This window comes from Rhizobium sp. USDA 3886, assembly GCF_056279785.1.
Genome location: NZ_JBWCDC010000003.1, coordinates 210451 through 236866, shown reverse-complemented (window position 1 = coordinate 236866; position 26416 = coordinate 210451). Strand labels below are relative to the sequence as shown.

Below are 26416 nucleotides of genomic sequence, written 5' to 3'. Positions count from 1 at the left end.
CCGTTCATACAAGCAGAAGTGAGGAGAGTCAGATGTTCAACGACGTGAAGGCCAGAGCGATTGCCGTTCAGGGTGTTTTACTGTTAGTGCTCATTGGGTTTGCGACTCTCCTCTTCACCACGACGGTCACCAATCTCGAAGCGCGTGGCATCCCGATAGGCTTTGACTTCCTCACTATGCCGTCAAGGCTCGTGATCTCCGAGTCGATGCTGTCATACGGACCGCGAGACCCCTACTATTGGGCGATTGTTGTCGGGATCGCCAACACGATCCTTATTTCGGCACTGGTCATCGGCTTTTCATCGATCATAGGCCTGATCCTGGGAATCACGCGCCTGAGCAGCAATCCACTCGCCTCAGGCACATGCAAGGTCTGGATCGAGGTCGCGCGCAACACCCCTCCAATTGTCCTGCTCATTTTTCTCTATTCGTTGTGGTGGAAGGTACTTCCCCCGATTACCGAAGCCTTCAATCTTGCGCCCGGCACCTACGTGTCAATGCGTGGTATGGCGATGCCGTCCGTCAACATCAGCTTGCAATCAATTGGATGGGGTCTCCTTGGCCTGGCGATTCTTTTCCTTGGAGCGCGAGCATTCCGTACGTTCTTTCCGCAAATTCATTCGCGTTCGATCCTCACCTTGGTGGGTGCAGTGGCAATCGGTATCTGGGTGGCAAATGTGCCAGCCAATGTAGATTGGCCGGTCTTTACGGGCTTTAGTTTCCGGGGAGGCATCACGCTAACGCCGGAACTCAGCACAATTCTGGTCGGTTTGACGATCTACACCAGTGGCTTCGTTGCGGAAATCGTTAGGGGCGGCGTATTGGCCATTGGAAAGGGCCAATGGGATGCCGGCCGATCACTCGGTCTGTCCCGAACCAGTATATTGCGACTGATCGTCATCCCGCAGACGTTGCGCATAATCGTGCCTCCTCTGAACAGCCAATACATCAACGTCGTCAAGAACTCGACGCTTGCGATTGCGGTTGGCTATCCTGATTTCCTGGCGGTTATGAACACGACCATAAGCAAGTCGAGTCATTCGATCGAAGGGCTGTTTATCATCCTCGGTGTCTACCTTGCGCTGAACCTGACTTTGTCGGCTGCCGCGAATTGGTACAACCGCCGTATCGCAATAGTGGAGCGATGACTATGAAACCAATATCCGCAGAACTCGTAGGGCAGCCAATTATGCCTCCAGTTTCATCGGGAGCTTTGGCCGGCAGGGCTCGCGAAACAGCCAAGCTTCTCTTCGGTACGCCCTTGAATGCAACGCTCAGCATCATTTTTGGTGCTGGCCTGTTTGCCACGGTGCCCACGATGTTTCGGTGGTTCGTCTTGGACGCGGTTCTGTTTGACCCCGATCCCGACGCATGCCGTGCGGCTTCCGGCGCTTGCTGGAGCTTTATCTACGCAAAATCCGGCCAATTGCTTTTTGGGATCTACCCTTTTGACGAGCGTTGGCGTCCGGCACTGGTTTGCGTCCTGATCATTGCCCTTCTCGCCTGGTCGGTTCGACCCGCCAGTTGGACACCGAAACTTTTGCAACTTTGGATCGCGGCCCTGGCGCTCGTCGGATGGCTGATGGGTGGTGGTCTCGGACTGGTAAGTGTTCCCACATCGTCCTGGGGCGGACTTCCAGTAACCCTTATTTTGACTGTTGTGGCCATTGGGGTCGCTTTTCCCGTCGGCGTCTTGTTGGCACTCGCACGACGCTCTACGACGATGCCAACTGTACGAATTATGGCAGTGGCCTTCATAGAGGGGATTCGTGGACTCCCGCTGCTGTCTATCCTGTTCGTTGCGTCGATTATGCTCCCGTTGTTCTTGCCGGACTATCTCTTGCCTGACAAGTTTGTACGTGCGTTGGTCGCTCTGACGCTGTTTGCGTCGGCCTATTTGGCTGAGGTGATCCGCGGCGGCCTGCAGGCCGTCCCGAGTGGGCAGTACGAGGCCGCTGAAGCTCTCGGTCTTTCGTTCTGGCGCACGCAACAACTCGTGATTCTGCCGCAAGCCATTCGTGTCGCCATCCCCGCTCTTGCAAATACGATCATTGTGATGATCAAGAACACCAGCCTGGTGCTTGTCGTCGGACTGTTTGACCTCATCAGCTCAGGCAAAGCGGCTTTGGCCGACCCGGCATGGCCATCGCCCGCGGCCGAAACGTTTCTGTTCATTGGCGCGATTTTTTTCGCGCTCTCTTTCTCTTTCGCCCGTTTTTCCGATTTCTTGGAACGGCGTGGCCGCATCAGTCATTGAGAGGATTGCATGACTTTATCCATTGTGGGCCAGTCCAGCGATCAACCTGTTTCTTCGAATGAAGAAGTTGCTATCGAGTTGACGAGCTTAAATAAGTGGTATGGCGACTTCCATGCCTTGAAGGACATCAACCTGAACGTGATGCGCGGCGAGCGCATCATCGCTTGCGGGCCATCCGGTTCGGGCAAGTCGACCATGATCCGCTGTATCAATCGGCTGGAAGAACATCAAAGTGGGAAGATCCTCGTTGATGGGATCGAGCTCACCAACGATCTGAAGAAGATCGACGAGGTCCGCCGCGAGGTCGGCATGGTATTCCAGCACTTCAATCTGTTCCCGCATCTGACAATCCTCGAAAATTGCACGCTGGCACAAATCTGGGTGCGCAAGATGCCAAAGAAAAAGGCCGATGAGATCGCGATGCACTATCTTGAGCGCGTCAAGATTCCCGAGCAGGCCAACAAGTATCCGGGTCAGCTCTCCGGCGGCCAGCAGCAGCGTGTGGCGATTGCCCGATCACTCTGCATGAACCCGCGCATCATGCTGTTCGATGAACCGACATCAGCGCTCGATCCGGAGATGATCAAGGAAGTGCTGGATACGATGGTTCAGCTTGCCGAAGAGGGCATGACCATGGTCTGCGTTACCCACGAGATGGGCTTCGCCCGGCAGGTGGCCAACCGCGTGATCTTCATGGATCAGGGCCAGATCGTCGAGCAGAACGCGCCGGCCGAGTTCTTTGACAACCCGCAGCACGAGCGGACCAAGCTCTTCCTCAGCCAGATCCTGCACTGACTTCCGACTGATAGCTTCGTTGAACCGATGCCGCTGCTCTATAAGCGCGACACGAAACACAGATCGAGTGTGCGAGATGACTATGATGACTATGTAGGCCGCGATTGAGTACGTGACAAGCATCTCGACGGGAGGCGAGGCTCGCTCCTTTCGATGGTCCTTGAGACCTACCAGGACAATTACGCGCAGCCCCTGCGCGAACAGTTCATTCACGGCCAGACCTATTCCAACGACGAGGAGTGGGACGCGTTTTCGCAAGCGGCGCCCAAGGAGACAATGTCGTGGGCGTGCGCATCCTACGACCGGCGGAGAGACCAAGTGTTTCGCGACGACGATTATCCGGTCGTGCGCGGCACTGCGTCGATCCTCGACGAAAAGACGACTATCTGTGGACCAATGGCTATGTGCCGCAGCTCGACACCCATATCGGCCCGAGATACCAAACCCGCTTCACATTACCCTCTTGGGTATCAAGAATATGCCCAAGATTGATGACGTTCTTGCCGACATCATGAGGTTCACCAAAATCAATTAGATTCGTGCAACTTCAACGACGGCCTGCCGATTACGGTGCGGTTTGCAAAGATGGTCGGTGACGTCCTAGCCATGGGGGCCAAGGTCGGGGTCAATGTTCAATCCGCACGGTGGGGTCAAACGGCCAAAACAAACGCGGCTATCTGCCAAGTTGTCAGCGGATTGCGATCGATCTCGACGACACTTTGCGAAGGGCGAGCGTCGTATTGATGTTCTGGTCCAGAACATGGCGCGATCTCATCGCCTCCGAGCGGCCTCCCGCCGGCATCCTGTCGTCGATGCAGGGCGTTGTAGGCCTCGTGGTCACCAATGCCGACAGAGGTTGGTCGGGGGCCGGAGCCGTGCGCACCGACGCGGCGTCCAAGCCTATCGCCATCGCCAGAATGGAGAATGCGAAAAGTGCGACGCCGACGACTTGGTCGGATATCGCATGCCGACGGCGGAGCAGATACTCTTCCAGATAGTCCGGTTCTTGATCTCTGTCTTCGTGGCGCATGACAAACTCGCTTGGTTGATCCTAGAGGTTGGGCCCCGCAAAGAGGTCTCCCGGCATTCGTTGCGGAACCCCCCTTTTTCCCTTGTAAAAGGCTGCATCTCCCCTTGTTTATGAAAGGCTATTGTTCTTCAGCGGCAGTTGCCGGATCCGTTTGCCAGTAGCGGCGAAGACGGCGTTCAGGACGGCCGGGCCGGCGACGGCGATGGTCGGCTCGCCAACGCCACCCCAGAAGCCACCGGACGGCATGATGATTGTCTCGACCGCCGGCATCTGCTCCATCCGCATCACCTCGTAGGTGTCGAAATTCTCCTGTTCAACGCGGCCGCCATTGATGGTGCATTCGCCGTAGAGGCAGGCGGAGAGACCGTAAACGAAGGACCCTTCGACCTGGCGTTCGGCCTGGGCGGGGTTGACGATATGTCCGGGGTCCGTCGCGGCGACGATGCGGTGGATCTTCAACTGTCCGTCGATGATGGAGATTTCCGCGGCTGCAGCGACATAGCTGGCAAAACCCATGATCTGCGCAAGGCCACGGTATATGCCTTGCGGCGCCGGCGTTTCCCAGCCGATGCGTTCGGCGACGGCCTCCAGCACCGCCAGATGCTTCGGATGGTCAGCCATAAGCTTACGGCGGAAATCGAGGGGATCGGTTCCGGCGGCATGGGCAAGCTCGTCCAAAAAGCTTTCCACGTAGAAGGCATTCTGGTTGAGGTTTACGCCACGCCAGAAGCCGGGTGGTACGGGAGGATTGCGCATGGCATGGTCGATGAGGAGATTGGCGACGGTGTAGCCAAAGACACCCTCGCTGCCGCTGGCGTTCAGCCCCTGGAACACGATTGGGTCGTGACCGTTCTCGCGAAACATCTGTGGACGGAGCGAGGAGAGGATAGACTGACCGCTGATGCGCATGTGAAGCGCCGTCAGATTGCCGTCGGCATCGAGTGCTGCCCGCATCCTGCACTGCGTCGTCGGGTGATAGGAGCCGTGCAGCATGTCCTCCTCACGCGACCAGATCAGCTTCACCGGCGTGCCTGGAAACTCCTTGGCGATCGTAACCGCCTGACGGACGTAGGATTCGTTGGCGCCGCGCCGGCCAAAGCCGCCGCCGAGATGCAGCTTATAGACCTCGCATTGTCCGATCGGCAGGCCGGAGGCTTCCGCCACGTTCGCAAGGCTGCTTTCGCCGTTTTGTGTCGGCACCCACACCTCGCATCTGTCTGGCGTATACCGCGCTGTCGCATTCATCGGCTCCATGGTGGCATGGGCTTGATAGGGGAAGGAATAGGTTGCCGTGACGACCCGTGCTGCTTCCTGAAGTGCTGCGGGCGCATCGCCTGTCGAAGTGCCGAGGAAGGCGTCGTCTGCATCGAGGCCTTCGGCGAGCATTGCGGCGATGGAGGCGCTCGTGACGGCTTTGTTCGGACCATCGTCCCAGACGATCGGAAGCGCGTTGAGCGCCGATTGCGCCTGCCACCAGGTCTCGGCAACCACGGCCACGGTTGCCTCATCGACCTGCACGACCTTGCGCACGCCCGGCCTCGCCGAGACGGCGGCGGCATCGAAGCTTGCAATCTTGCCACCGAACACCGGGCAGGCCTTCACCGAAGCGTTCAGCATTCCGGGAAGTTGAACATCGGCGCCGTAGATCTGCCTTCCGGTGAGCTTGTCGGCGGTATCAAGGCGCGGAAGCGGCTTGCCGGCAATCTTCCAGTCCTTCGGGTCCTTGAGCGCGATCGCGCTCGGAACTGGCATCTGCGTGGCAAGCGTCGCCACGGCGCCATAAGGCGTCGTACGTCCGGAAGCGGGATGGGTGATGATGCCGTTCTGAACGGAACATTCGGAACGCGGAACATTCCAGGTGCTGGCGGCGGCTGCAACAAGCATTTCGCGTGCGGCAGCTCCGCCTTGCCTGACGTATTCGTGCGAGCCGCGAATTCCCTGGCTGCCCCCGGTCGAGAAACTACCCCAGACGCGCTCGCGTCGAAGGCTCTCCCCAGGGGTCGGATATTCGGTGGTAACCTTGGACCAGTCGCATTCGAGTTCTTCGACGACGAGCTGCGCCAGTCCTGTGAGCGTGCCTTGTCCCATTTCCGAGCGGGCGATGCGGATGACGACGGTGTCGTCCGGATGGATCAGAACCCAGGCGTTGACTTCCGGCAATATATCCGATGCCGCCTGCTCGGCATTTGCCTGTAGCGGAATCTGAAAGCCGAGTGAAAATCCGCCGGCCGCCGCGGCCGTACCAATCAGAAACTTGCGGCGTGATAGCGTGACCACATTCATCGTTCTACCCTCAGCCTTTCTGCGCGGCACTGCTGTTTGCAGCGGCGAGCTTGATCGCGGCCCGCACCCGGTTATAGGTGCCGCAGCGGCAGATATTTGTGATTTCCGCGTTGATATCGTCATCCGTTGGGTTCGGAGTCGTGCTCAGAAGGGCGGTGGCCGCCATGATCATGCCGGCCTGACAGTAGCCGCATTGCGGCACGTCGAGCGCGAGCCATGCCTGCTGGACCGGATGGGAGCCTTCCGGGGAAAGCCCTTCGATCGTGACGATCTCCTGGGCTGCGTCGATCGCGCTGACCGGCATAGCGCAGGAGCGCGTGGCGACGCCGTCGATATGCACCGTGCATGCGCCGCATTGCGCAATGCCACAGCCGAACTTGGTGCCGGTCAGGCCGGCCTGTTCACGCAAAACCCATAAAAGAGGCGTTTCAGGATCCACGTCGATATCGCGGGCCACGCCGTTAATGGTGAGTTGAACCATAACATGCTCCAATCTCTTGAAAGAAGTCCCAGATGCGATGGCGGATTTGCCCGCCATCGCGTGCCGCTCGATCAGGATGCAGGGGTGGTATCCTGGTCAGCTGGCTTTGCGCTGCGCGTCCGAGCCAGACTGGTCGGCCGGGGGAGCCGGCTGCGATTGCGAGCTGGCGGACTGGAGCCGCGTGCAACCGGACCCTTGGGCCAAGGCATTGCCTGCGGCCATAAGAAGGCCGACGGAGGCTGCCAATGCGATGAGAAAATTCTTCATGAATGCCTCACTTCTGGTTGGAGTTTGAATTGCCTGAGAGCGGACGATCCGATCTCGGGCTGCTACTGGAGCTTCCGCTCCGTCTTTTCCCCGCCTGGCGCATGCGCTTTAGTCGACGGAGGAAACGCTGCGCAGATAGGCGATGATCGCCGATCGCTGCGCCTCGTCACGAATGGTGACGGTCATCGTCGTGCCGGGAACGACTTGCCGCGGATTGGCCAGAAAGGCCTGCAGCCTCTCGTCGTCCCAGACGATGCCGGACCCGCCGAGCGCTTTCGAGTAGCGTGCGCCTTCAATGGTTCCCGCCGACCGACCGAGAAGGCCGGAAAGATGCGGCCCCATCCGGTTTTCGCCGATGTTGACACTGTGGCAGGTGCCGCAACGGGTGCGGAACAGCCGTTCGCCCTCCGGATTGACCGGCTCCTGCGCCAGGCTCCGGCCGCCAGCCGCGAGCGACAGTGAGAACACCAGCATTGAGCCGAGACAGATTGGTTTCATTGAAAGTCCTTGTGTCATTGCGTCTTGCATCGTTGGGACTGCACGGATGCGGATCAACGGCTGCTTCGGTGCAGATCGTTTCGACGCTTGCAGGCTAAGGGCGGTTTGTCGCAGAGATGTGCCAGACGGGTAGGGAATTGTCGCGAAATGTCTCAAGCCGTCCGGATATGTCTTCATACAAGCTTAGACGAGACCGAAGACGGACCCGCCAGTTCAGGCTATTCCTTGGAATGGCGGGCAATTCGTCAGGTAACCGGATCGCCGGATTCGGCAAACTTTGATACACTTTTGGAGGTGCCGGATTTTTCCGTCACTTTATATTGCCGTTCATATCTTCATTCCTTGCGTGAGGCGCTCTATGCAAACGGCACACCATATCGTCGTCGTAGACGATCACCGGGACATCCGTGACCTCGTCGGCAAATATCTTTCCCAACAGGGCTACCACGTCAGCGTCGCCGAAAGCGGCGCGGCTCTTCGGCGCATCGTCGAACGTGGCGCCCCGGACCTGATCGTTCTCGATATCATGATGCCGGGTGAGGATGGTCTATCAGTCTGTCGCCAGCTGCGCGGCACGATGGAGACACCGATCATCTTCCTGACGGCGATGGCGGACGATACCGACCGCATCATCGGACTGGAGCTCGGCGCCGACGACTATCTTACCAAGCCCTTCAACCCGCGTGAGCTTCTGGCGCGCATCAGGGCCGTGCTGCGCAGGGTCAACAGCCTGCCGCAGCAGCAGCGCGAGACGATCAAGTCGAAAACCGTGACCTTCGATCAATGGCGGCTCGATGTCGGGCGCCGAGAGCTGATCGGCGAGGACGGCGTCGGCATCGCGCTCAGCATCGCGGAGTTTCGCCTGCTCAAGGCCTTCCTGGAACATCCGGGCCTCGTCCTCAGCCGTGACCAACTTCTCGATCTGACCGTCGGCCGCACCGCAGATTTTTTCGATCGCAGCATCGACAACCAAGTCAGCCGCTTGCGCAAGAAGATCGAGTTCGATCCGAAAAATCCCGCCATCATCAAGACCCACTGGGGCGGCGGCTACCGCTTTTCTGCGGAGGTGGCATCCGGATGATGCTATGGTGGAAAAGGAGCCTCGCCGCCCAGTTCATCGTATTCATGCTGCTTGCGCTCGTCGTATCGCAGGCCCTTGCATTCCTTATCTCCTGGGAAGAGCGCGACGAGGCCCTGCGGGCGGCCGCCAGGGGCGAGTTCTTCAGCCGCACCGCATTGCTTGCGAGCCTGCTCGAATCCCTGCCTGCTCCCTTCGCCAGGAAGTCCTGCTTGCCAGTGGAACACGCAATCGCTGTTCTCGCTCGGGATAACAACCATCGTGCTTTTGGTCATCGGTGTCTTCACTAGCAATCGCATTGCCCGGCCGCTGTGAGGGCTTGCCTCGGCCGCCGAGGCTCTTGGGCGGGGCGAGACCGTGGAGAAGCTGCCCGAATCCAGGCCCGACGAAATCCGCCTGACAGCCGGAGGCGTCCCGCCAGCTCTGAGAGCGGCGCGCCATCTCTGCGGACGAGTGACTAGTCACTTGATGCTCGTTCAGGCCCGCCTACGCGAGTTTTCTCAGTGATCCAAGGGTTCGGCGTTGAGATAAATGCCATCTAGGATTGCGTAAATCACGTTTTATTGAAAAATGTTGCGCCGCAATATGCTGCGTGGCTCTGTTTTTGATCTCTTCTCTCCCTTTATTGTGCATCTGCGAACAGATCGCTTTTGCAACCCGCCGGATGAGAGACGTCCTCCTCCCAGTCCGACGTCCGGCCAGAAAGAGGATTCGAAATATGGGTGATCTCCTGAAAGGTATCTCCAGCTTTCGTGGCGCCGTGTTCCCGAGTCATTCGGCGCTTTACCGCAAGCTCGCGCGCGAAGGCCAGCAGCCACATGCCCTGATGATATCCTGCGCCGACAGCCGGGTGATGCCGGAAACGATAACGCAGTCCGGGCCCGGCGATCTCTTCGTCTGCCGCAATGCCGGCAATATTGTTCCCCCCTTCTCGACGCTCAATGGCGGCGTCTCTTCCGCAATCGAATATGCCATCCTGGCACTCGGCGTCAGCGACATTGTTGTCTGCGGCCACTCAGATTGCGGGGCGATGAAAGGGCTGTGCCACCCGGCAATGCTGGAATCGATGCCGAATGTCGCAGCCTGGCTGCGGCACAGCCACGCCGCCTATTCGATTGTTTGCCAAGCCTATCCCGACGACCTTTCCGAAGCTGACCGCGTGCGGGCTGTAGCGATGGAAAACGTCGTCGTTCAGCTTGACCACCTGAAGACCCATCCAGCGGTGGCTGCGAAGCTTGCGACCAACGAAATCACGCTGCACGGCTGGTTCTTCGACATTGGAACGGGCGAGGTCCAAGTCTATGACGGGGTCTTGGCGACATTTACCGATGTGCAGGAGGGCGAGCCGCTGCCAGTCGCCGTCATAGGACGAGATCACCCGCATGTCATGCCGCGGGCCGCTGCAACGCTTGCCGGGGAGTAACGCCATGATAAACAACGGCTCTGCTTTCTCGCGCGATCTCGCTTCGTCTCTGGTGGTTTTTCTTGTCGCCATTCCGCTTTGCCTGGGAATTGCGATCGCCTCCGGGGTGCCCGCGGCTATGGGACTAATCTCCGGTATCATAGGCGGCCTCGTCGTCGGCCTCCTGGCGGGCTCGCCTCTTCAGGTCTCCGGGCCTGCCGCCGGTCTTGCTGTCATCGTCTTCGGCTTCATCGAACAGTATGGCGTTGCCATGCTCGCTCCCGTGCTGCTCGTTGTCGGCTTGCTGCAGATCATAGCGGGTTTCCTAAGGATCGGTTCCTGGTTCAGAGCAATTTCGCCGGCCGTCGTTCACGGCATGCTGGCTGGCATTGGCATTTTGATCATCCTGGGGCAGATCCATGTGCTCATGGATGCCAGGCCTGCCGCCGGCGGCATCGAGAATATCACCGCGATCAACGAGAGCGTCGGTAGATTGTGGGGCACCAGCGTGACAAACGAGGCCGTCGCGCTTCTGGTCGGTCTCATCGCTCTCCTCGCGATGGTCTGCTGGGAACAATTCCGCCCGAAATTGCTGGCGCCGCTTCCTGGGGCCCTTGTCGGCGTTGCTGCCGCGACGGTCTTGGCTACCACACTTGACCTCCCGATAGCCCGCGTGGAAGTGCCGGCCTCACTGGCAGAGAGCATATCGATACCGGCGGCAGAGAGCTTTGCCCAGCTGGTGCAGCCCGGCATCATCTTGACGATTCTAATGATTACCGTCATTGCGAGCGCCGAAACGCTTCTTTCGGCGGCCGCCGTCGACCGCATGCACGACGGGGAGCGCACGCGCTTCAACAAGGAGCTGTTCGCCCAAGGCGTCGGTAACGGGCTCTGCGGATTACTCGGGGGATTGCCTATCACCGGTGTCATTGTCCGTTCGTCGGCCAATATCCAGGCCGGGGCTCGCACGCGGACCTCGGCAGTATTGCATGGGGCATGGATCCTGGGCTTGGTGGCGCTTTTGCCGGGATTGCTGGAAATGGTACCCTTGACGGCGCTCGCCGCCGTGCTGCTCGTCACCGGCTGGCGGCTGATCAGCCTTCACCACGTACGCCACCTGTTCGAGCACCACGGTCTCATGCCGGTTGGAATCTGGGCCGTCACCGTGGCCATGGTCGTCCTGCAGGATCTGCTGGTCGGTGTGGCGCTCGGCCTTGCGCTGTCGATCCTCGAAGTTCTTCCCTATCTGCGCCGAAAGCTCGCGATCAGGCATTCCGAAGTCGACGATGAAATTCATGTCCGACTGGGCGGAGCGCTCACCTGCAAGGACGTGCCGGCGCTACTCAGCACGCTCGAAGGGCTGCCCGAAGGCCGCAAAGTCAATATCATCGGCAAACACCTCCGTTTCATGGATCACACCAGTGCAGAGACCATCAGCGAATGGCTCAGGCGCGAGACGAAATCCGGTCGAACCGTCCAGGTTCATCCGCCTCGGGCGGAGCGTCATCCCCGTCTCAAGCCGCTATTTGCGCGGTTTTCTGCCGAAGCAGCCTGATCGTTTGTGGGAGGGCAATTGCATTGCCCTCCCATCTCGTTGCGCCGCGCTGCAAAGTCAGTTCGGTCGGGTCGGCCTCGACAGCAGTAACGAGCAGTGTGGCAGGCGTGACGCCTTCAGCTTGCTGTGTTGAAGGCGTCCTCAAACGGGTTCCGGTTGATGACCTTTTCGCCCTCGGGCTGGTCAAGGGTCCCACGTATTGGCGATCGTTCAGAACCGGTGCATAAACCGCATCTTTCGTTGCTCGCGATGCTGAGCGCCACTATCCTTTGCCACCACGCGGTGAGAGTAAAAGATGGATTCCCAACTGGACTTGTTCGCGAATGCGCTGTCTCCGACGGTGGAAAAAGCGAGCGCGCCTGCTCAATCACGTCCTCGACGCTCACACTCTGTCGCGCGCTCCGACGACGAGATGGCGCGAAAGCTTGAAGAGACCGGAAACTATCGCATCCTCAGAAGGCACGTCGCTCGCCCTGTTGCCGCCGTCAGACGGCCTGAGTTTTCCCGTGTTGGCGTCATTGTCGACACGGAGACAACGGGGCTCAACCACCGTAACGACGAGATTATCGAAATCGGCGCTGTCGCCTTCACCTTCAGCGATGATGGAGCTGTCGGCGACATCATCGGGGTCTATGGCGGCCTGCAGCGGCCATCCAAACCCATCCCACCCGAGATCACCCGGCTTACGGGGATCACGGACGCGTTAGTCGAAGGACAGTTCATCGACATCCAGTCCCTGCGCAGGCTGATTGAACCGGCAGATCTGATCATTGCCCATAATGCTGGTTTTGACCGGCCGTTCTGCGATGCCTTTTCGACCATCTTTGCCGGTAAAGCCTGGGCCTGTTCCGTTTCGGAAATCGATTGGAGCGCCCGCGGCTTCGAGGGAACGAAGCTCGGTTACCTCGTCGGACAGGCTGGCTATTTCCACGAGGGCCACCGCGCCGTTGATGATTGCTTCGCGCTCTTAGAAGTCCTCGATCAGCGGCGAGCCACTGAAGAGACACCGTTTAGCGAACTTTGCCGCGCCAGCCAGCGTTCGCGGGTTCGCATCTTTGCGGAGCACAGCCCGTTTGACATGAAGGATCAGTTGAAGGCGAGAGGCTATCGTTGGTCGGACGGCAGTGACGGCCGCCCGAAGTCCTGGTGGATCGACCTCGATGAGGACGATCTCAGCGAGGAGCTTCACTATCTGCGCTCGGATATTTATCAATGGGACGAGGCGGACCCACCAACTTTACACCTGACGGCATTCGATCGGTTCAGAGCCTGATGGAAGAACGGCCTGATAGGGCTTTTCAGCGGCCGTCCGTCTGCTCTTCGACGCCGGTCAGTGGTGAGCACGGCTGGATAGTGAGCGCCGCCGCACTGCGTTAGAAGGCAAGCCTTAGAGTCCGTTTGAGAACGTCAGTTGCTGATACGTCGGAGCAGAAGACCGCCCATGGCGACATGGAGATGGCTTCTGCCACGTCGATGCGGGCCTAGTAGTCGCGGACGAGGCGCCGCCATCGTGTCATCCAGCCGAAGGTCCGCTCCGGTTGACGACCTAATCGTGCTTTGCGAGAACGCGGCCGACCGTGGAGGGAACCTCGAACAGGCGGTCGGCCTCGGACGCGCTCGCTGACATTGGTCACTCTTCGCCATTTGTCCTTGGTATTGCGCTCAGCTGAGTTCTTGGGCGAGTCCGATGAGAAGCCCTTCGGGCCCACGGATATAGCAGAGCCGGTACGCGTCTTTATACTGGACTACTTCGCCTACGAGCTGCGCACCGCGCCTGCGGAGCCTTTCAAGCGTCTCGTCGATGTCGTCCACGGTGAACATGACGCGGAGGTAGCCTAGGGCGTTGACCGGGTCGTTGCGGTGATCTGCGACGACAGGCGGCGTGAGGAAGCGGGAGAGCTCGAGGCGGCTGTGGCCGTCCGGTGTGCGCATCATGGCAATCTCGACATGCTGATCGCCCAGTCCAGTGACGCGCCCGGCCCATTCTCCTTCGATCGTGGCCCGCCCTTCGAGCTCGAGGCCGAGTTCGCGAAAGAAATCAATCGTCACTCCGAGGTCTTCGACGACGATTCCTACGTTGTCCATTCGCTTGAGCGCCATGTTTCCAATCTCCAAGGTGTCATTTTCAATCGACAAGGTGTCGCCTCGTCTCAAAGGACGACTGAGGCAGCCCAACACCGACAGCCATCCACGCCCAATTCGCTGCTTTTCATATCAGAAGCTTGAATCATGGCCGCCTCAACCGCCACCCCGTTTTCAAACGGTCTCTTAGATCAATCCTCAAAATCTGCTCCCGAAACGGGCTGGCTCTGAGGAGGAACCTAGGGATATCGTCTGTCGAGGCGCATGCGCTCGGCGCCAACGTCCCTTGCAGGCCCGCGGCCTTAGCAATCTCGCCCTCCTATGCCACCGAACAAACGAAGTGGAGCTCGATATGCGAATCCCAATCCAACTGGAAATCTTCCGTCGGGATTTACTTATCTCGTCTGCTGCGACGGTCGCTGTCACGGGAGCCCGACCTGATGCGGATTTGGGCGTTGCTTAGAGGCTCGCCGAGCCAGAGGCAGCCGTTGAGCATGAACTTACGGGCTTGCGGTGTTGACGGATTCCGAAAGGAAACTCACCACTTCCGCGATGAATTGGGAACGGCCGCGCTCGGAACGATCGAGGTGGACATAATGCGTGGCGTCAGGAATCGTCACGCTACGGGCACGGGCAGCATTGACGAGGTGGCCTTCCAGCATCGTTACGTCATCAGGACGGCTCCAAAAATCGTTCTCAGAACGGATGATCAGCACGCGTGCGGTAATCGAGGCAGCGTCCCAAAGCTGCCTGCCGGAGGCAAGATAGAAGCTGTCTTCCATCGCACCGGAAGGGGAGCGGAATGCAGCTGGCTCCCGATCGTCAGCTATCGGATCGGAGGCCAACGCCGCGTGTTGATAGGCTTCGACCACCGCCGGATCACGCCAGCTCTGCTTGTCGTCGGCAGGAATGGATTTGTCCCAGGAGGGCATGAGTGAAGCGGCCGTGTTCAATCGGTATGCCCCGAATTTCGCAACATTGAAGCGGCGGCGATCATTCGGGTCGGCGTTCTCGCTGTCTGCGCCAAGTGTGGGATGTCCAGAGGTTGCACCGTAAAGCGAGTTGTAGATGACCAGGTGGCTGACCTTTTCCGGGAAAAGAGATGCGTACATGCCTGCCCAGTGCCCGCCGGTGGCCCAGCCGAGCAAGCCAACTTGCCGGCTGCCCGTCCGATCCCGGATAGCCTCGACCGCAGCATCGATGTCGCGGGCGACTTCGTTGGAATGGGTCAGCGGCCTGCCCTCCTTTGGACCATCCTGTCCTGGACGGTCCGATCCTCCGTAGCCACGGGCGTCGACAATGAACACTCGATATCCTCTGGTTGCCAAATCAGCGGCCAGCGATCCTCCTTCGACCGGCAGATCGAACGAGGCAATACCCGGCACCCGTGCTCCATGGACAAGGACGATGGGGGGCCCATTGCGCTTTGGCCCTGTATTTTGGACTTCGCGGATGGCCAGTTCGATATCGGGTGCGGCATTTATCCGGAAATCCTTGCGTTCGACTTCTGCGAGTGCAGGCACAGCACCGAAGGTGGCTGCGATGGTAGCGCAGTAAACAGCGAGTCTTTGCATGGTCTGCTCCTTCAAAATCGTTGCCCAGCCAAGGGTGGCTTCGGCTGGATCGACTCTAAATCGTTGCGACGGACAGACGTTTCCAATATCAAAACAGTGTTTATTGATATTCATGCGATATGATGATCAATCTGCTCCATATGCGGCATTTCATTGCCGTGGCCGAAGAACTGCATTTCGGACGCGCCGCCGCCCGGCTCGGCATGGCGCAACCGCCGCTTAGCCAATCGATCAAGAGGCTTGAGGAGCGCTTGGGATTTCCGCTATTCGAGCGGACCCAACGCGCGGTGCGCCTCACCGCAGCCGGTCGCGTGTTTCTGGAGGAGGCTCGTCGAACGATTGCGCAGTCTGAAGACGCCGTTCGTTTGGCCCGCCGCGCGGCTTCAGACGACCTTGCCCAGATTTCCATCGCCTTTGTTTCCGCAGCTCTCTACCGTCTGCTTCCACAGGCCATTCGCGCCTTCCATGAGATTTGGCCCGATACGGCAATTCGCCTCGATGAACGTCCCACGGAGGCGCAGCTGGTCGGCCTTGCGGGCGGTGATATCGACCTTGGCTTCTTCCATCCACCGATCAAGACCGTCGATGGCCTCGCGGTGGAACTGATCCACCGGGACAAGCTGATTGTCGCAGCGCCATCGCATCATCCACTCGCTGCGTTGAACTTCTGTCAACTCGCCGATCTGGCTAGACACGATTTCATTATGTTTCCCCACCAGCAAGGCCCGACGCTTCACGGGAAGATTACAAACGCCTGCAGGGCGGCGGGGTTCGTACCGAACATCGTCCAGGAAGCACGGCAGATGCATACAATTTTGAGTTTGGTCGCCGCCGGGTTGGGCGTGTCGTTGGTGCCCACGGGCGCGACGACGATGAGGATCGCTGGCGTAGCATTCATCCCACTGGTTGACGCACCTGCGGACATTGTCTGGGAAATGGCTATCGGATGGCAACCGCGAGGCGCACGAAAAGCCCTGCGGAACTTCCTGGAGGTGGTTCGAACCGTCGGTCAGGAGCTGAAGTCTGAAATGTAGCCGGCTTTTCTGATCAAGGCTGACCAAGGCCAAAGCTTATGAAGCGGTTGCGGCGCGTAGCTGCCCGCCCGCTCCACACCAGGGGGACGATGAGCCACTTTGGGGTGAGCCGGCGGCGAAAGATCTCGCCCGCCGGGCGTAAACGCGTCAGCGTCACCTGCGCGCCTCGCCAAGGTCGCGGCCTGCGAATGAGGTGCGACAGGATCACTAACCAGACAGGATATCTTGACGTATGGCGCGAGCTTCATGCCAAACGGGACATCCCGCAATGGATGGATGTAGGAAACGGACAATGGTTGACGGCTCGAACATTTCCGCCGCTGTAGGGCCTTAAGTTATCGCTACGCCAGTCCACCTACAGACGTTGTGACCGTGGTGTGAGCAGCCCGCCCCTTAGTGTTCGAAGGGTTCGCCAAGCGATGCGACGCCGTTCAGCTTGAGCAGACGGCGGTCCGCCGAAATGATGCCCAGAACGATGATCGTAACGAGATAGGGCAGGCTCGCAAGCAGTTGTGACGGGACGTCCAGTCCGGTCGCCTGGGCTGCGAGACCCATCAGGGAGACGGCGCCGAAGAGGCACGCCCCCAAGAAGATCCGGCCGGTGAGCCACGTCCCGAAGACGACGAGTGCGATTGCGATCCAGCCACGCCCGGCGATCATCCCGTCCGCCCAAAGCGGCGTGTAAACCGCCGCCGCATAGGCGCCGGCAAAGCCTGCCATCGCTCCGCCAAATGCTGCGGCGGCGAAGCGGACGGCAATGACCGAATAGCCAACGGCGTGGGCGGCTTTGGGGTTCTCGCCGATGGCCCGGACGACAAGACCGGTCTTCGTATGAGCAAACATCGCCCAGATAGCGAAGGTTGCGGCAAGGGAAAGCCATACGACGGCGTCCTGGATGAAAAGGCGGCCGAAGATCGGGATTTCGGAAAGCCATGGAAAGGCAAGCTTTGGAAGCCCCTTGACCGTGAGGCTTTCATAAGTCTTGCCGAAAAGTGCCGAGAGACCTTGACCGAGGATGCCGATCGCAAGGCCTGTCGCCACCTGGTTCGCCCGAAACCCGATTGCGATGACGGCGAAAACAAGCGAAAGAGCGGCGCTGCCGAGGCCGGCTGCGACGAAGCCCAAAAGATGCCCGCCGCCGTGATAGACGATGATGAAGGCAAGCACCGCGCCGAACGCCATCAATCCCTCTACCCCGAGGTTCAGCACGCCGGCACGCTCGACCACCAGCTCGCCGAGCGCCGCAAGCAGAAAGGGTGTCGCGGCCGCCAGCATGCCGGCAAGAATGAATTCGATGGCGTTCATGGCTGGCTCCGGTAGGCTAAGCGACGCCATTCGAGACGGTAGCGCACGAAGGCAACGGCGATGAGGTAGGCGGCAAGGAGACTCCCCTGAAAGACGCGGACCGCGGCGATCGGCAAGTTTGCTGACACCATGGCATTGTCCCCCCCGATGTAGAGGGCCGCCATGATGAGCGCCGAGAATACGATGCCGATCGGATGCAGGCCGCCGAGATAGGCTACGATAATGGCGGCATAGCCATAGCCGGTCGAAATCGAGCGCTGCAGCTGGCCGAGGGGACCGGCAACTTCGGCCGCGCCAGCGAGCCCTGCGGCGCATCCGCCGATGAGAAGGGAAAGCCAGATAGCCCACCCTTGATTGAAGCCGGCGTAGCCGGCAGCACGCGGGGCGAGGCCCCCGACCTTTAGCTTGTAGCCGATGAAGCTCTTCTGCATGAAGATCCATGCCGCGATCGACAGGACGATCGTAAGCAGCAGCGAGACATTGACGCGTGTGCCAGGAATCAGCAACGGCACCATCGCGTCATATTGGAACATCACAGACTGAGGAAAGTTGAAGCCGTTGGGGTCCTTCCAGGGGCCGAGGAGCAGGTAGTTGAGCAACTGTGCGGCAACGAGGCTCAGCATCAGGGAAACGAGGATCTCGTTCGCGTTGAGCCTGACGCGCCAGAAAGCGGTAAGTGAAGCCCATAGCGCACCACCCGCTGCTCCAAGGAGCAGCATCACCGGCCAGATCCACTGACCTGTTGCCTGCGGAAACCATACGGGGATGGCCGAGGCGAAAATCGCGCCCAGAATGAACTGGCCCTCGGCGCCGATGTTGAAGACCTTCGCGCGAAAGCCAATCGCCAAGCCCTGTGCGATGAGGAGAAGGGGGCCTGCCTTCAGCAGCACTTCCGAGAACGACGCCCAAGAGAGGAAGGGTTCGAGAAGCATCGCGTAGACGACGGCGGCCGGATCGCGGCCCATCAGCACGTAAAGCCCGAGGTTGAGAATCATGGCCACCGCCAAAGCAACGGGCGGCGCAAGCAAGGTTGCTGCAAGCGAGCCACGCTCCCGACGGACAAGGGTGGGAAGGAAAGCCCCAAATGAAGCGCTCATGCCAGGGCCTTCTCCTGCGAAGAATGTGCACCGATCATATATCGGCCGATGTCCTCCGGCTGCGTCTCCCGCGCGACGAGAGCCGGGCTCAGTGTGCCGTGGTGCAACACCTGAATAAAATCACAGAGTTCGAAAAGCTCTTCGATCTCCTCGGAAATGACAAGGATTGCCATGCCGTGGTTGCGCAGCGCGACGAGCCGCCTGCGCACGGCGGATGCGGCTCCGATGTCGACGCCCCAGGTCGGCTGCGCCACGAACAGCAGTTTCGGAGAGAGCATGATCTCGCGGCCCACGATGAACTTCTGCAGATTGCCGCCAGAGAGCGAGCCGGCTTCCGCCTCCGGTCCGGACGTGCGCACATCGTACTGGCGGATGCACTCGCGGGCGAATGCCATTGCCTTCGTTTCGTCGACCAGACCATGCCTGAGAAGGTCGAGCGGATGCGCTGTCAGCAGGCCGTTGAGGGCGAGTGACATTTCCGGTACGGCGCCGCGCCCGAGCCGGTCTTCGGGCACGAAGGCAAATCCAAGCCGCCGGCGGGCAGCCGCGTTGAGCGTGCCCACGTCCTTTCCCATCATGTAGATGCGGTCGCGCTGTTCTCGCGGCAGGACCACTTCGCCGGATATCAGCGAGGCAAGCTCGGTTTGCCCGTTGCCGGAAATTCCGGCGATGCCGAGGATTTCGCCCGAACGAACCGTAAGGCTTACGGTGGACAGTGGCACGGCAAAGGGGTCGTCCGGCTGATAATCGAGGCCGATAACTTCAAGCCGCTTTTCCCCGCCGGACAGGGGCAGCGCCGGCATAGGTTCCGGCATGTCGCGGCCGATCATCATGCGGGCAAGGTCATGGGCCTCATGTTCGCGCGGGTCCACATGTCCCGTGACGCGTCCACCGCGCAGGATGGTCGCCCGGTCGCAGATCGCGCGGATCTCCTCCAGTTTATGGGAGATGAAGAGAATGGAGACGCCGCCGTCGCGCAAGCGACGCAACGTGTCAAAGAGCTTGTTTACCGATTGCGGCGGCAGGACGGAGGTTGGCTCATCGAGGATCAGCAGCTTCGGGTTTGTCAGCAGGCAACGGATGATCTCCACCCGCTGCCGCTCGCCAACGGAAAGAGCGTGCACATGAGCGGCGGGATCGACTTCGAGCCCGAAGTCGCGCCCGAGCATTCGGATGCGCTCAATAAGATCGGCCTTCCGGCCCGGCACGACCAGTTGCGTATTCTCCACCACCGTCAGGGTCTCGAACAGCGAGAAGTGCTGGAAGACCATGCCGACGCCCTTGCGCCTTGCCTCCGCGGGGGAGGCAAAGCTCAAAGGTTCTCCTTCCCAGACGACGGTTCCATCGTCCGGTTGCTCGACGCCGTAGATCAGCTTCATCAGCGTCGATTTGCCCGCCCCGTTTTCTCCGAGGATCGCATGGATCGACTGTGGCGCCACGTCCAGGTCGATGGCCTGATTAGCCCGGATCTGGCCATAGCTCTTGGAAATGCCGCGGAGGGACAGGAGCGGGGCGGTCATGGCTCACTTCGGCAGAGGCGTGATGACGCCCTTGACGTGCCAGTCCATGGAGACGACCTCGCTGTCGGCGAGCGTTGCACCGGAGGCGGCCCCTTCGCTGCCGTCTGCCTTGGTGATCGGGCCGGTGAAGGGTGAGAAGCTGCCGTTAGCGATCTTCACCTCGATCTCCTTGATCTTGGTCATGAGGTCGGCCGGAATATCCGGATTCCAGTCGACAACCGCGACGACCTTGTCTGCGACGCCGAGGAAGGCATTGCCGCCCTTGAACGTGCCGGCGACATGGGCATCGACCGAGGCCTTGAAGAACGGCGACCAGTCCGTCGCCACGCAACCGAGATAGGTCTTCGGAGCGTATTTCTTCATCGACGAGTTGAGGTTGAACGCGTAGACGCCGGCCTCCTCGCAGGCCGCGATGACGGACGGCGTATCCTGCGCGTTGGAGAAGATCACGTCGCACTTCTGGGCGATCAGCGCCTTGGCAGCTTCCTGCTCCTTGGCCGGATCGAACCACGAGTTCACCCAGACGACCGACACCTCGATATCAGGTTTCACCGCCTGCGCGCCCAGTGTGAAGGCGTTGACGGAGGTGATCAACTCCGGAATGGCAAAGGCGGAGACCGAGCCCAGCTTGCCGGTCTTGGACAGCGCGGCGGCAGCCATGCCGAGCAGATAGGTTCCCTGAAAATACTTGGCGGCGAAGGGCGAGAAGTTCGGTGCTACCTGGAAGCCGGAGGCATGCAGCACGGTGACCGCCGGATTCCGGCGGGCAATCTGCAGGGCGCCGTTCTGATAGCCGAAGGAGCCGGCGATCAGGAGTTTGTTTCCGTCGGCGACCGTCTTGTTCATGATGCGGTCGGCGTCCGGACCTTCCGGAATGTTCTCGATGACAGTGATGTTCACTTTGTCGCCGTAGGCGGCCTTGACGGGTTCGAGGCCGGCGGCTAGCGCGTGGCCCCACCCGACGTCGCCGACCGGCGAGGGGATCACGAGGGAAATACCGAGCGGCTCGTCGGCGGCTATTGCGGACCGGCCGCCAAGCGCGCCGGCGAGGCCGGAGGCGGCAACGCCCTTCATCAGTGTTCTGCGGGTCAGGTTTTTCAGCATCTCAGTTCCCTTGTTTTGTGTTTAGAATTCCACTGTCGCAAGAGCAGCCTCGGCTTCGGCGAACAGGCGCGCTTCGTCGAGCCCGACGAATTCACCCTTCGCCCAGACGATGCGGCCGTTGATCATGGTCATGTCGGTCGGCGTACCGATGCCGACCTTGGCAATCAGGCTCAGCGGATCGTGCCGCGTGCCGACGTAGTCCATGCGTCGCGTGTCGATCGCAAAAAGGTCGGCAGCCATGCCGGAAGCAAGCCTGCCGATGTCGCGGCGACCGAGGAGGCCCGCGCCGCCCGTCGTGGCATAGCTGAGGAAATCGACCGGCGGCGGGACGGGATGGGCGCGCGTCGATGCCATCAGGCATTGCAGCATGTAGGCGGAGTGGATGCAGTGGATGAGGTTGGAATTGTCGTTCGAGGCAGCACCGTCGCAGCCGAGACCCAGTCGAAGACCGAAGGCCGACATCGCCGGAATGTCCGTAATCTCGGCGCCTACCAGGTAGACCGGCTCGGGGCAGTGGGCGACACCGGTGCCGGTTGCGGCCATCTTTCGCAGTTCGTCGTGTGTCAGCTCCCAGCAATGGGCGTAGAAGGTGTCGGGGCCGGCAAATCCGAGCTCGGCGCAGTAATCCACCGTCCGCATGCCGTACCGGGTCTCGATGACCGGGCTTTCGCCTTCGCCGACGTGGGTATGCATCTGCACGCCGCGATCACGCGCCAGCGCGACCGATTCCACGAAGGTTTCGCGGTAGCAGTTGACCGGCTGGCAGGGTGCGACCACGACCTGGCGCATGCTGAAGGGGTTGGTATCGTGATAGGCGTCAATCAGGCGCGCGCAATCGGCGATGAATTCGTCCGTCGTTTCCAGCATGACGTCCGGAATGGTCGAGCCTTCGGACTTCGGCAATGTATTGCCGCCGCGGCCTGCATGAAAGCGCATGCCCAGAAGGTCGGCAGCCTCGAATTGACGATCGATCAGCCGTTTGCCAGCGTGGCGCGGAAAGCAGTATTGGTGGTCGAAGGCCGTGGTGCAGCCATGCTTGATCAACTCGGCCATCGCTGTGACGGACGCATGGTAGAAGCAGTCCTCAGTCAGCCGCGAGAAGATCGGATAGATGCGGTCGAGCCATTCGATGACCGAGAGCTTCGTCCAGTCGAGATCGGCGCGGTTGCGCACGAAGCACTGGAAGAAGTGGTGGTGCGTGTTGACGAGGCCCGGATAGACGAACCAGCCGCTGGCGTCCTCTACGATCGTCCCGGCCGGTAGGTCGCCTTTGTAAAGGCCCTCGCCGATAGTCGCGATTGCAGGTCCGTTCGTCAGGAGGTCGACATTGCGAAGCACGCTCGGGCCCTTGCCCTCGTCGACGATGACCGCCGCGCAGTTCTTCAGGAGATAGCCGGCCATGTCATGCCTCGCCCGGTTCGATTTGCGGTTCGGGCTTCAGCTCGTGCAGCCGGTGGATGCCGGGCATCTCGATGAAGTTTTCGAGGCTGCGGATCGCCCGTGACCAGAGCCTGATGGCGGGATAGGGGTCGAGCGGGATGCCGCCGTCCGGCGCGAGTGCGACGTACGGAAAGCAGGCGATATCGGCAACCGTCGGCCGGTTCGACGCGACGAAACCCATGCCGCGCAGGCGCTGTTCGACAAGCCCGGCTTCCAGCTCGCGAAGTGCCGCGATGCCCTGCGTTTGAAGTGCGTCTATGTCCCCTGGACGGAGCAGCATTTCGTGAAGGCGCGCGCCTCCGAGGTTGACGGTCAGCCGGTGCGAGAACGAAAGCCACTGCTGGACACGGGCCGTTTCTTCCGGTGTGCCGCTGCCGAGCCAGGCCGGCGCCGCCTTGGTGGCGAGATAGACGAGCATGGCGGCGGATTCGGTAAGGATTAGATCCCCATCCTCGAGGATCGGGATGGAACCCGCCGGATTAAGCGCCATGAGTTCGGGGCCACGATGCTCGGCGCCGGGGTGAAAATCCACCGGGCGCAATTCCAGTGTCACACCCGTCAGTGCCGCCATCAGACGGACTTTGTAGCAACTGGGAGAGAGGACATAGTCGTAGAGCTTCATTCCGCCACCAGCTGTGCGCCGTATGTATAGCTGTGGCGTTTCAGCCAGCGTCGGTAGGCGATCGAAGTCAGGTCGGCTCTCGTTGGAATTTCCATCCCGGGATCAAGCGGCAGGAGCCGCGGAATCTGGTTTTCGAGGATCGACCGGTCCTGCAGGAAGATCGTCTGCTGAAACTGGATCAGGTCGGTCATCGGCGTGACATCGTCGAAGAGTGCCATCCACGGCCAGACGTCGCACAAGTCTTCGGCAAGTGGCTGGACGAACAGCGTGATGACGTCCCATTCACCGGGACGGGGCGGGCAGGTCTTGTAAAGAACGGAGCAGGTCGGTGCCGGCACGCGGTACATGTATTCCGTCGTGATGCCACCGCTTGCCGATTTGGCAGCCTGCGGCTGGTAGAATTTCACCTGCGTTGCCCATACCTCATCTTCGTCCTCCCGGATTTCGACCTTGTAGTTCTGCACCTCGGTATGCGGCTCTGCACCCAGGATGTCGGTGTGTACAAACGGAAAATGCGCGATGTCGAGAAAGTTCTCGACGGCACGCAGCGGTGAGCAGCGCACGCGAACCACGCCAACCTCGACAAACCGGCGGCCGGGCTGATCAGCCTCGGGGATCGGAAAAAGATCCTTCCGAGGCTTGCCGAGAGAGGACCAGACGTGGTCGTAGCGGACGCAAACGGGCAGCGTGCGTCCGTTGCTGGATGTCACCTTGGCGTCGCCTTGCTCGTCGAGACCCACATCGATGGGCTCTCCCATCAGGGCCGTCCTGCGCCCCTTGAAGTCGAGCTGACTGAAGAGACCGACCGGATACCACTCGTCGATCATCGCGTTTTGCCTCATGACGCGATCCCTTTCGTCTGAAGCTCCTCGGCCATCCGCCGCAACGTCTCGGCGGCCCGTGACGCGGCGATGCGCGCGGACAGGCTGCTGTCATTGTCGAGCAGAACATGGATCAGCGTCTGGTCGTCGTCTTGCGGAACGAGCAACAGCCGGATTGTCCGCGAATTCTGCGGCTGCCAGACAAGTCCCTCGGGACCTGCCTTCGCGCTTGCCGCAGCCTCGACCGCCACGACGCCGGCATGTGCCACCAGGGAGCGCAATGGAGCGAGACCTTCAAGCCGCGGGGGCTCGGCCGCGAGTTGTCCCGCCGCAACCCAGATGATCCCATCGGACTCTTCGGCCTGCTGCGTTTCTACGCGGATCGTTTCCGGCGGCATGAGGCCCGGATGGGCGGGGATGCGCAGGCAGTTTCCGGTCCGGCTATAGCTCCAGCCATGATAGATGCAGGAAAGGGCCTCGCCACGCACGAAGCCGTAAGACAAGCGCATGCCGCGATGCGGACATCGGTCTGTCGATGCTGCCACGTGCCCCGACTGACTTCGCCAGAGGGCAATCGGCCCGGCTGGCGTCCGTGCCGGCATAACGGTTCCTGCTGGCAAATCCGCAGAAAGGGCGACTGGCGTCCAAGAGCCCGTCGTATCTGACAGCATCACTCGGCTTTCTATATAAAATCAATGGCCTGCGTGGCGAAAACTCCGGCGTTGACGTCGACGGCCGCCTCCCAGTGTTCTCACGTTTGCATAATTATTCTGCATTGGCAATATTGATTAAATAAAAGGCAGGAGACGTGCGTGCAGCCCAAAAGAGCCGGTCGAGGCCTAGTCGCTTCCGCCGTCAACCGGTGCGCGGTGTATCGTCTCCACCCAGACGTCGATAGGCCCGAGAGAGCATCCCATCTCCATCATGTCGATCAGTTCCACCGGTCCCGCGACCTCGAGTTCGATCCGGTCGGGGCCGGTATGAGATATGGCCTGTGAGAGCCCGAGCTTGGCGGCGTGGCGTCGGATCCAGGGAACGAAGGAGGCAGCATCAAGATCGCCAAGGATCGTCATCCGCTCCCGCAAACCGCTCTGATGTTGCTTCGTCATGAAGGGCCTTATGTTTGCTACCTTGGTGTGCAGCATAACGCCCGAGTGGACTTATGGAAGGGTGATCATCAAAGCGAGGGTGAGGATGCGGGTTCCGGCTGGGGTTGAAACTCGAACGGTCGAGGCGGTAATCTTCGCTTCGACCGAACCGTGAGATACTGGCGCCGGTTGTGGGACGAGCCTGCAGCCTCGACCCTGCTGGTCGACCTCGTGGAAGAACGGCGTGGTCGTCCCCACGAGCTAGTCTCCGTCGCCGGCGGCTGGCAGCATCGCACCCGCCTGCGTTTTGCCGAGGCGATCCGCGCTTCTTCAGCACCCAATCCGGTCAGCCGCCGCGGCGCTGTCCGAAGTCGAGGCGATGGTGCTGGTGGGCTATCTCCAGCCGATGACCGTAACGAGCTGTCGAAGGTTTTTGGCAAGGAAACCAACAGCGACACGATTGGGACTCTGCGTGGCGCGGGCTTCATTTCCTCCGGGTCACGCAGCCCGACGCCCGGGACGCGGTACACCTATGTGACGATGGAGCATTTCCTCTTCGCCTTCGGTCTTGAGACGCTGCGCGACCTGCCGGATACGGAGAGCCTGGCGGATGCCGGCTTGCTCAGTCGACATGCCGTGGGACAGGCCGTAGATGAAATCGAACTGGCGCACACCAAGAGGTGTGACGTCTTGCGATCGGCCGGTCCGCCGACCACAAGATCAGGAGGCGCGCTTGATATGATCGTAGGGCGCGCGAGGTACAATACGCCCGTGATCTCCGCCTTCAAGTTCCACCAACCCGTACCGCGCCATGGTCTTTAGTGTTCGCGAGAGGTCGGACTTGGCGCGGCCCGAGAGGGTTTCGAGTTCGGCCAGGGACCCGGGCTTGCGCTGCGCGATCAGGTCGAGCAACGCATGGTTCCGCGCCGAGAGAACCTTGGCGAAACTTTCGAGAGATGTGAACCACATGGTTGGATCGTCCCTGTCAGGCTTCTGCTCTCCTCGCGCGATTGTCATAGTCCGAGCCTTCATCTGCTCATACGATGCCACCCCCACTCGAAGCGTTCGTTCTGTCATCAGATC

27 protein-coding genes and 1 pseudogene are annotated in these 26416 nt (G+C 60.4%); 10 read left to right on the top strand and 18 right to left on the bottom strand.

What is annotated here, in order from left to right; all coding sequences use genetic code 11:
* Nucleotides 1–32 precede the first annotated feature (32 nt).
* The 4 genes from ACZ9BX_RS23940 (at nucleotide 33) to ACZ9BX_RS23925 (ending at nucleotide 3544) form a co-directional block, all read left to right on the top strand.
* Nucleotides 33–1148 (top strand): amino acid ABC transporter permease, encoded by a 1116-nt coding sequence (locus ACZ9BX_RS23940; RefSeq protein WP_476220544.1) that lies wholly within the window; start codon nucleotides 33–35, stop codon nucleotides 1146–1148.
* A 2-nt stretch (nucleotides 1149–1150) separates the two neighbouring features.
* The gene (locus ACZ9BX_RS23935) at nucleotides 1151–2257 is read left to right on the top strand and encodes an amino acid ABC transporter permease (protein WP_476220543.1); all 1107 of its coding nucleotides are present in this window, start codon (nucleotides 1151–1153) and stop codon (nucleotides 2255–2257) included.
* A gap of 9 nt (nucleotides 2258–2266) precedes the next feature.
* Complete coding sequence (locus tag ACZ9BX_RS23930) at nucleotides 2267–3052, top strand: amino acid ABC transporter ATP-binding protein (RefSeq protein WP_476220541.1); 786 nt, start codon at nucleotides 2267–2269, stop codon at nucleotides 3050–3052.
* Between the two features lie 153 nt (nucleotides 3053–3205).
* Nucleotides 3206–3544 (top strand): hypothetical protein, encoded by a 339-nt coding sequence (locus ACZ9BX_RS23925; RefSeq protein ID WP_476220539.1) that lies wholly within the window; start codon nucleotides 3206–3208, stop codon nucleotides 3542–3544.
* Nucleotides 3545–3740: 196 nt separating this feature from the next.
* On the opposite strand, the gene ACZ9BX_RS23920 is transcribed toward ACZ9BX_RS23925, so the two are convergent.
* The 4 genes from ACZ9BX_RS23920 to ACZ9BX_RS23905 form a co-directional block, all read right to left on the bottom strand.
* Complete coding sequence (locus ACZ9BX_RS23920) at nucleotides 3741–4082, bottom strand: hypothetical protein (protein ID WP_476220538.1); 342 nt, start codon at nucleotides 4080–4082, stop codon at nucleotides 3741–3743.
* A 108-nt stretch (nucleotides 4083–4190) separates the two neighbouring features.
* Nucleotides 4191–6365 carry a xanthine dehydrogenase family protein molybdopterin-binding subunit gene (locus tag ACZ9BX_RS23915; RefSeq protein WP_476220537.1) on the bottom strand — a complete coding sequence of 725 codons (2175 nt, stop codon included), beginning with the start codon at nucleotides 6363–6365 and terminating at the stop codon, nucleotides 4191–4193.
* A gap of 10 nt (nucleotides 6366–6375) precedes the next feature.
* Nucleotides 6376–6846, bottom strand: coding sequence for a (2Fe-2S)-binding protein (locus ACZ9BX_RS23910; protein ID WP_476220536.1), 471 nt, complete (start codon nucleotides 6844–6846; stop codon nucleotides 6376–6378).
* Nucleotides 6847–7221: 375 nt separating this feature from the next.
* Nucleotides 7222–7611: a c-type cytochrome gene (locus ACZ9BX_RS23905; RefSeq protein WP_476220535.1), complete on the bottom strand. Its 390-nt coding sequence runs from the start codon at nucleotides 7609–7611 to the stop codon at nucleotides 7222–7224.
* A gap of 358 nt (nucleotides 7612–7969) precedes the next feature.
* Between ACZ9BX_RS23905 and ACZ9BX_RS23900 the strand changes: the two genes are divergently transcribed.
* Entirely contained in the window at nucleotides 7970–8692 is a 723-nt protein-coding gene (locus tag ACZ9BX_RS23900) for a response regulator (protein ID WP_476220533.1), read from the top strand.
* 2 nt (nucleotides 8693–8694) lie between these two features.
* Here the strand turns inward: ACZ9BX_RS23900 and ACZ9BX_RS23895 are convergent, their stop codons facing one another.
* Nucleotides 8695–8964, bottom strand: coding sequence for a hypothetical protein (locus ACZ9BX_RS23895; protein ID WP_476220531.1), 270 nt, complete (start codon nucleotides 8962–8964; stop codon nucleotides 8695–8697).
* Nucleotides 8965–9407: 443 nt separating this feature from the next.
* On the opposite strand from ACZ9BX_RS23895, the gene ACZ9BX_RS23890 reads away from it, so the two are divergent.
* From ACZ9BX_RS23890 to ACZ9BX_RS23880, 3 genes are all read left to right on the top strand, one after another.
* Complete coding sequence (locus ACZ9BX_RS23890) at nucleotides 9408–10112, top strand: carbonic anhydrase (RefSeq protein ID WP_476220530.1); 705 nt, start codon at nucleotides 9408–9410, stop codon at nucleotides 10110–10112.
* A 4-nt stretch (nucleotides 10113–10116) separates the two neighbouring features.
* Nucleotides 10117–11646 carry a SulP family inorganic anion transporter gene (locus tag ACZ9BX_RS23885; RefSeq protein ID WP_476220529.1) on the top strand — a complete coding sequence of 510 codons (1530 nt, stop codon included), beginning with the start codon at nucleotides 10117–10119 and terminating at the stop codon, nucleotides 11644–11646.
* 295 nt (nucleotides 11647–11941) lie between these two features.
* Nucleotides 11942–12919 carry a 3'-5' exonuclease gene (locus ACZ9BX_RS23880; protein WP_476220528.1) on the top strand — a complete coding sequence of 326 codons (978 nt, stop codon included), beginning with the start codon at nucleotides 11942–11944 and terminating at the stop codon, nucleotides 12917–12919.
* Nucleotides 12920–13053: 134 nt separating this feature from the next.
* Here the strand turns inward: ACZ9BX_RS23880 and ACZ9BX_RS23875 are convergent.
* From ACZ9BX_RS23875 to ACZ9BX_RS23865, 3 genes and pseudogenes are all read right to left on the bottom strand, one after another.
* Nucleotides 13054–13181: pseudogene (locus ACZ9BX_RS23875) on the bottom strand (IS5/IS1182 family transposase); the annotation flags it as partial.
* A gap of 127 nt (nucleotides 13182–13308) precedes the next feature.
* Entirely contained in the window at nucleotides 13309–13746 is a 438-nt protein-coding gene (locus ACZ9BX_RS23870; RefSeq protein ID WP_087001025.1) for a VOC family protein, read from the bottom strand.
* Between the two features lie 482 nt (nucleotides 13747–14228).
* Nucleotides 14229–15302, bottom strand: a complete 1074-nt coding sequence (locus ACZ9BX_RS23865; protein ID WP_476220526.1) for an alpha/beta hydrolase — start codon at nucleotides 15300–15302, stop codon at nucleotides 14229–14231.
* Between the two features lie 119 nt (nucleotides 15303–15421).
* Between ACZ9BX_RS23865 and ACZ9BX_RS23860 the strand changes: the two genes are divergently transcribed.
* Nucleotides 15422–16336, top strand: coding sequence for a LysR family transcriptional regulator (locus tag ACZ9BX_RS23860; protein WP_476220525.1), 915 nt, complete (start codon nucleotides 15422–15424; stop codon nucleotides 16334–16336).
* A gap of 393 nt (nucleotides 16337–16729) precedes the next feature.
* Here the strand turns inward: ACZ9BX_RS23860 and ACZ9BX_RS23855 are convergent, their stop codons facing one another.
* The 9 genes from ACZ9BX_RS23855 to ACZ9BX_RS23815 form a co-directional block, all read right to left on the bottom strand.
* Nucleotides 16730–17641 (bottom strand): ABC transporter permease, encoded by a 912-nt coding sequence (locus ACZ9BX_RS23855; protein WP_476220523.1) that lies wholly within the window; start codon nucleotides 17639–17641, stop codon nucleotides 16730–16732.
* Nucleotides 17638–18738: an ABC transporter permease gene (locus tag ACZ9BX_RS23850; RefSeq protein WP_476220521.1), complete on the bottom strand. Its 1101-nt coding sequence runs from the start codon at nucleotides 18736–18738 to the stop codon at nucleotides 17638–17640. The genes ACZ9BX_RS23855 and ACZ9BX_RS23850 overlap by 4 nt, the downstream gene beginning before the upstream one ends.
* On the bottom strand, nucleotides 18735–20258 hold the full coding sequence (locus ACZ9BX_RS23845; RefSeq protein ID WP_476220520.1) for an ABC transporter ATP-binding protein: 1524 nt from the start codon (nucleotides 20256–20258) through the stop codon (nucleotides 18735–18737). Before ACZ9BX_RS23845 ends, ACZ9BX_RS23850 begins: the two co-directional genes overlap by 4 nt.
* 3 nt (nucleotides 20259–20261) lie before the next feature.
* Nucleotides 20262–21359: a BMP family ABC transporter substrate-binding protein gene (locus ACZ9BX_RS23840; protein ID WP_476223018.1), complete on the bottom strand. Its 1098-nt coding sequence runs from the start codon at nucleotides 21357–21359 to the stop codon at nucleotides 20262–20264.
* A gap of 24 nt (nucleotides 21360–21383) precedes the next feature.
* A complete protein-coding gene (locus ACZ9BX_RS23835) occupies nucleotides 21384–22763 on the bottom strand; it encodes an amidohydrolase (protein WP_476220518.1) in 1380 nt (459 codons plus the stop codon).
* A gap of 1 nt (nucleotide 22764) precedes the next feature.
* Nucleotides 22765–23424 carry a glutathione S-transferase family protein gene (locus ACZ9BX_RS23830; protein ID WP_476220516.1) on the bottom strand — a complete coding sequence of 220 codons (660 nt, stop codon included), beginning with the start codon at nucleotides 23422–23424 and terminating at the stop codon, nucleotides 22765–22767.
* A complete protein-coding gene (locus tag ACZ9BX_RS23825; RefSeq protein ID WP_476220515.1) occupies nucleotides 23421–24266 on the bottom strand; it encodes an aromatic ring-hydroxylating dioxygenase subunit alpha in 846 nt (281 codons plus the stop codon). Before ACZ9BX_RS23825 ends, ACZ9BX_RS23830 begins: the two co-directional genes overlap by 4 nt.
* Nucleotides 24263–24916 carry a Rieske 2Fe-2S domain-containing protein gene (locus tag ACZ9BX_RS23820; protein WP_476220514.1) on the bottom strand — a complete coding sequence of 218 codons (654 nt, stop codon included), beginning with the start codon at nucleotides 24914–24916 and terminating at the stop codon, nucleotides 24263–24265. The genes ACZ9BX_RS23825 and ACZ9BX_RS23820 overlap by 4 nt, the downstream gene beginning before the upstream one ends.
* A gap of 168 nt (nucleotides 24917–25084) precedes the next feature.
* A complete protein-coding gene (locus ACZ9BX_RS23815; RefSeq protein WP_476220513.1) occupies nucleotides 25085–25354 on the bottom strand; it encodes an acylphosphatase in 270 nt (89 codons plus the stop codon).
* 150 nt (nucleotides 25355–25504) lie between these two features.
* Here ACZ9BX_RS23815 and scpB point away from each other — a divergent pair, with 150 nt between their 5' ends.
* A complete protein-coding gene (gene scpB, locus ACZ9BX_RS23810; protein WP_476220511.1) occupies nucleotides 25505–26155 on the top strand; it encodes an SMC-Scp complex subunit ScpB in 651 nt (216 codons plus the stop codon).
* Here scpB and ACZ9BX_RS23805 read toward each other — a convergent pair.
* Nucleotides 26054–26302 (bottom strand): HVO_A0114 family putative DNA-binding protein, encoded by a 249-nt coding sequence (locus ACZ9BX_RS23805; protein WP_476223017.1) that lies wholly within the window; start codon nucleotides 26300–26302, stop codon nucleotides 26054–26056. The genes scpB and ACZ9BX_RS23805 overlap by 102 nt on opposite strands.
* Nucleotides 26303–26416 lie beyond the last annotated feature (114 nt).

Excerpts from the sequence above, each read along its gene's own strand:
- ACZ9BX_RS23940 (WP_476220544.1), top strand. The coding sequence starts at position 33 with ATGTTCAACGACGTGAAGGCCAGAGCGATTGCCGTTCAGGGTGTTTTA.
- ACZ9BX_RS23935 (WP_476220543.1), top strand. The coding sequence starts at position 1,151 with ATGAAACCAATATCCGCAGAACTCGTAGGGCAGCCAATTATGCCTCCA.
- ACZ9BX_RS23930 (WP_476220541.1), top strand. The coding sequence starts at position 2,267 with ATGACTTTATCCATTGTGGGCCAGTCCAGCGATCAACCTGTTTCTTCG.
- ACZ9BX_RS23925 (WP_476220539.1), top strand. The coding sequence starts at position 3,206 with ATGGTCCTTGAGACCTACCAGGACAATTACGCGCAGCCCCTGCGCGAA.
- ACZ9BX_RS23920 (WP_476220538.1), bottom strand. The coding sequence starts at position 4,082 with ATGCGCCACGAAGACAGAGATCAAGAACCGGACTATCTGGAAGAGTAT.
- ACZ9BX_RS23915 (WP_476220537.1), bottom strand. The coding sequence starts at position 6,365 with ATGAATGTGGTCACGCTATCACGCCGCAAGTTTCTGATTGGTACGGCC.
- ACZ9BX_RS23910 (WP_476220536.1), bottom strand. The coding sequence starts at position 6,846 with ATGGTTCAACTCACCATTAACGGCGTGGCCCGCGATATCGACGTGGAT.
- ACZ9BX_RS23905 (WP_476220535.1), bottom strand. The coding sequence starts at position 7,611 with ATGAAACCAATCTGTCTCGGCTCAATGCTGGTGTTCTCACTGTCGCTC.
- ACZ9BX_RS23900 (WP_476220533.1), top strand. The coding sequence starts at position 7,970 with ATGCAAACGGCACACCATATCGTCGTCGTAGACGATCACCGGGACATC.
- ACZ9BX_RS23895 (WP_476220531.1), bottom strand. The coding sequence starts at position 8,964 with ATGACCAAAAGCACGATGGTTGTTATCCCGAGCGAGAACAGCGATTGC.
- ACZ9BX_RS23890 (WP_476220530.1), top strand. The coding sequence starts at position 9,408 with ATGGGTGATCTCCTGAAAGGTATCTCCAGCTTTCGTGGCGCCGTGTTC.
- ACZ9BX_RS23885 (WP_476220529.1), top strand. The coding sequence starts at position 10,117 with ATGATAAACAACGGCTCTGCTTTCTCGCGCGATCTCGCTTCGTCTCTG.
- ACZ9BX_RS23880 (WP_476220528.1), top strand. The coding sequence starts at position 11,942 with ATGGATTCCCAACTGGACTTGTTCGCGAATGCGCTGTCTCCGACGGTG.
- ACZ9BX_RS23870 (WP_087001025.1), bottom strand. The coding sequence starts at position 13,746 with ATGGCGCTCAAGCGAATGGACAACGTAGGAATCGTCGTCGAAGACCTC.
- ACZ9BX_RS23865 (WP_476220526.1), bottom strand. The coding sequence starts at position 15,302 with ATGCAAAGACTCGCTGTTTACTGCGCTACCATCGCAGCCACCTTCGGT.
- ACZ9BX_RS23860 (WP_476220525.1), top strand. The coding sequence starts at position 15,422 with ATGATGATCAATCTGCTCCATATGCGGCATTTCATTGCCGTGGCCGAA.
- ACZ9BX_RS23855 (WP_476220523.1), bottom strand. The coding sequence starts at position 17,641 with ATGAACGCCATCGAATTCATTCTTGCCGGCATGCTGGCGGCCGCGACA.
- ACZ9BX_RS23850 (WP_476220521.1), bottom strand. The coding sequence starts at position 18,738 with ATGAGCGCTTCATTTGGGGCTTTCCTTCCCACCCTTGTCCGTCGGGAG.
- ACZ9BX_RS23845 (WP_476220520.1), bottom strand. The coding sequence starts at position 20,258 with ATGACCGCCCCGCTCCTGTCCCTCCGCGGCATTTCCAAGAGCTATGGC.
- ACZ9BX_RS23835 (WP_476220518.1), bottom strand. The coding sequence starts at position 22,763 with ATGGCCGGCTATCTCCTGAAGAACTGCGCGGCGGTCATCGTCGACGAG.
- ACZ9BX_RS23830 (WP_476220516.1), bottom strand. The coding sequence starts at position 23,424 with ATGAAGCTCTACGACTATGTCCTCTCTCCCAGTTGCTACAAAGTCCGT.
- ACZ9BX_RS23825 (WP_476220515.1), bottom strand. The coding sequence starts at position 24,266 with ATGAGGCAAAACGCGATGATCGACGAGTGGTATCCGGTCGGTCTCTTC.
- ACZ9BX_RS23820 (WP_476220514.1), bottom strand. The coding sequence starts at position 24,916 with ATGCTGTCAGATACGACGGGCTCTTGGACGCCAGTCGCCCTTTCTGCG.
- ACZ9BX_RS23815 (WP_476220513.1), bottom strand. The coding sequence starts at position 25,354 with ATGACGAAGCAACATCAGAGCGGTTTGCGGGAGCGGATGACGATCCTT.
- ACZ9BX_RS23805 (WP_476223017.1), bottom strand. The coding sequence starts at position 26,302 with ATGTGGTTCACATCTCTCGAAAGTTTCGCCAAGGTTCTCTCGGCGCGG.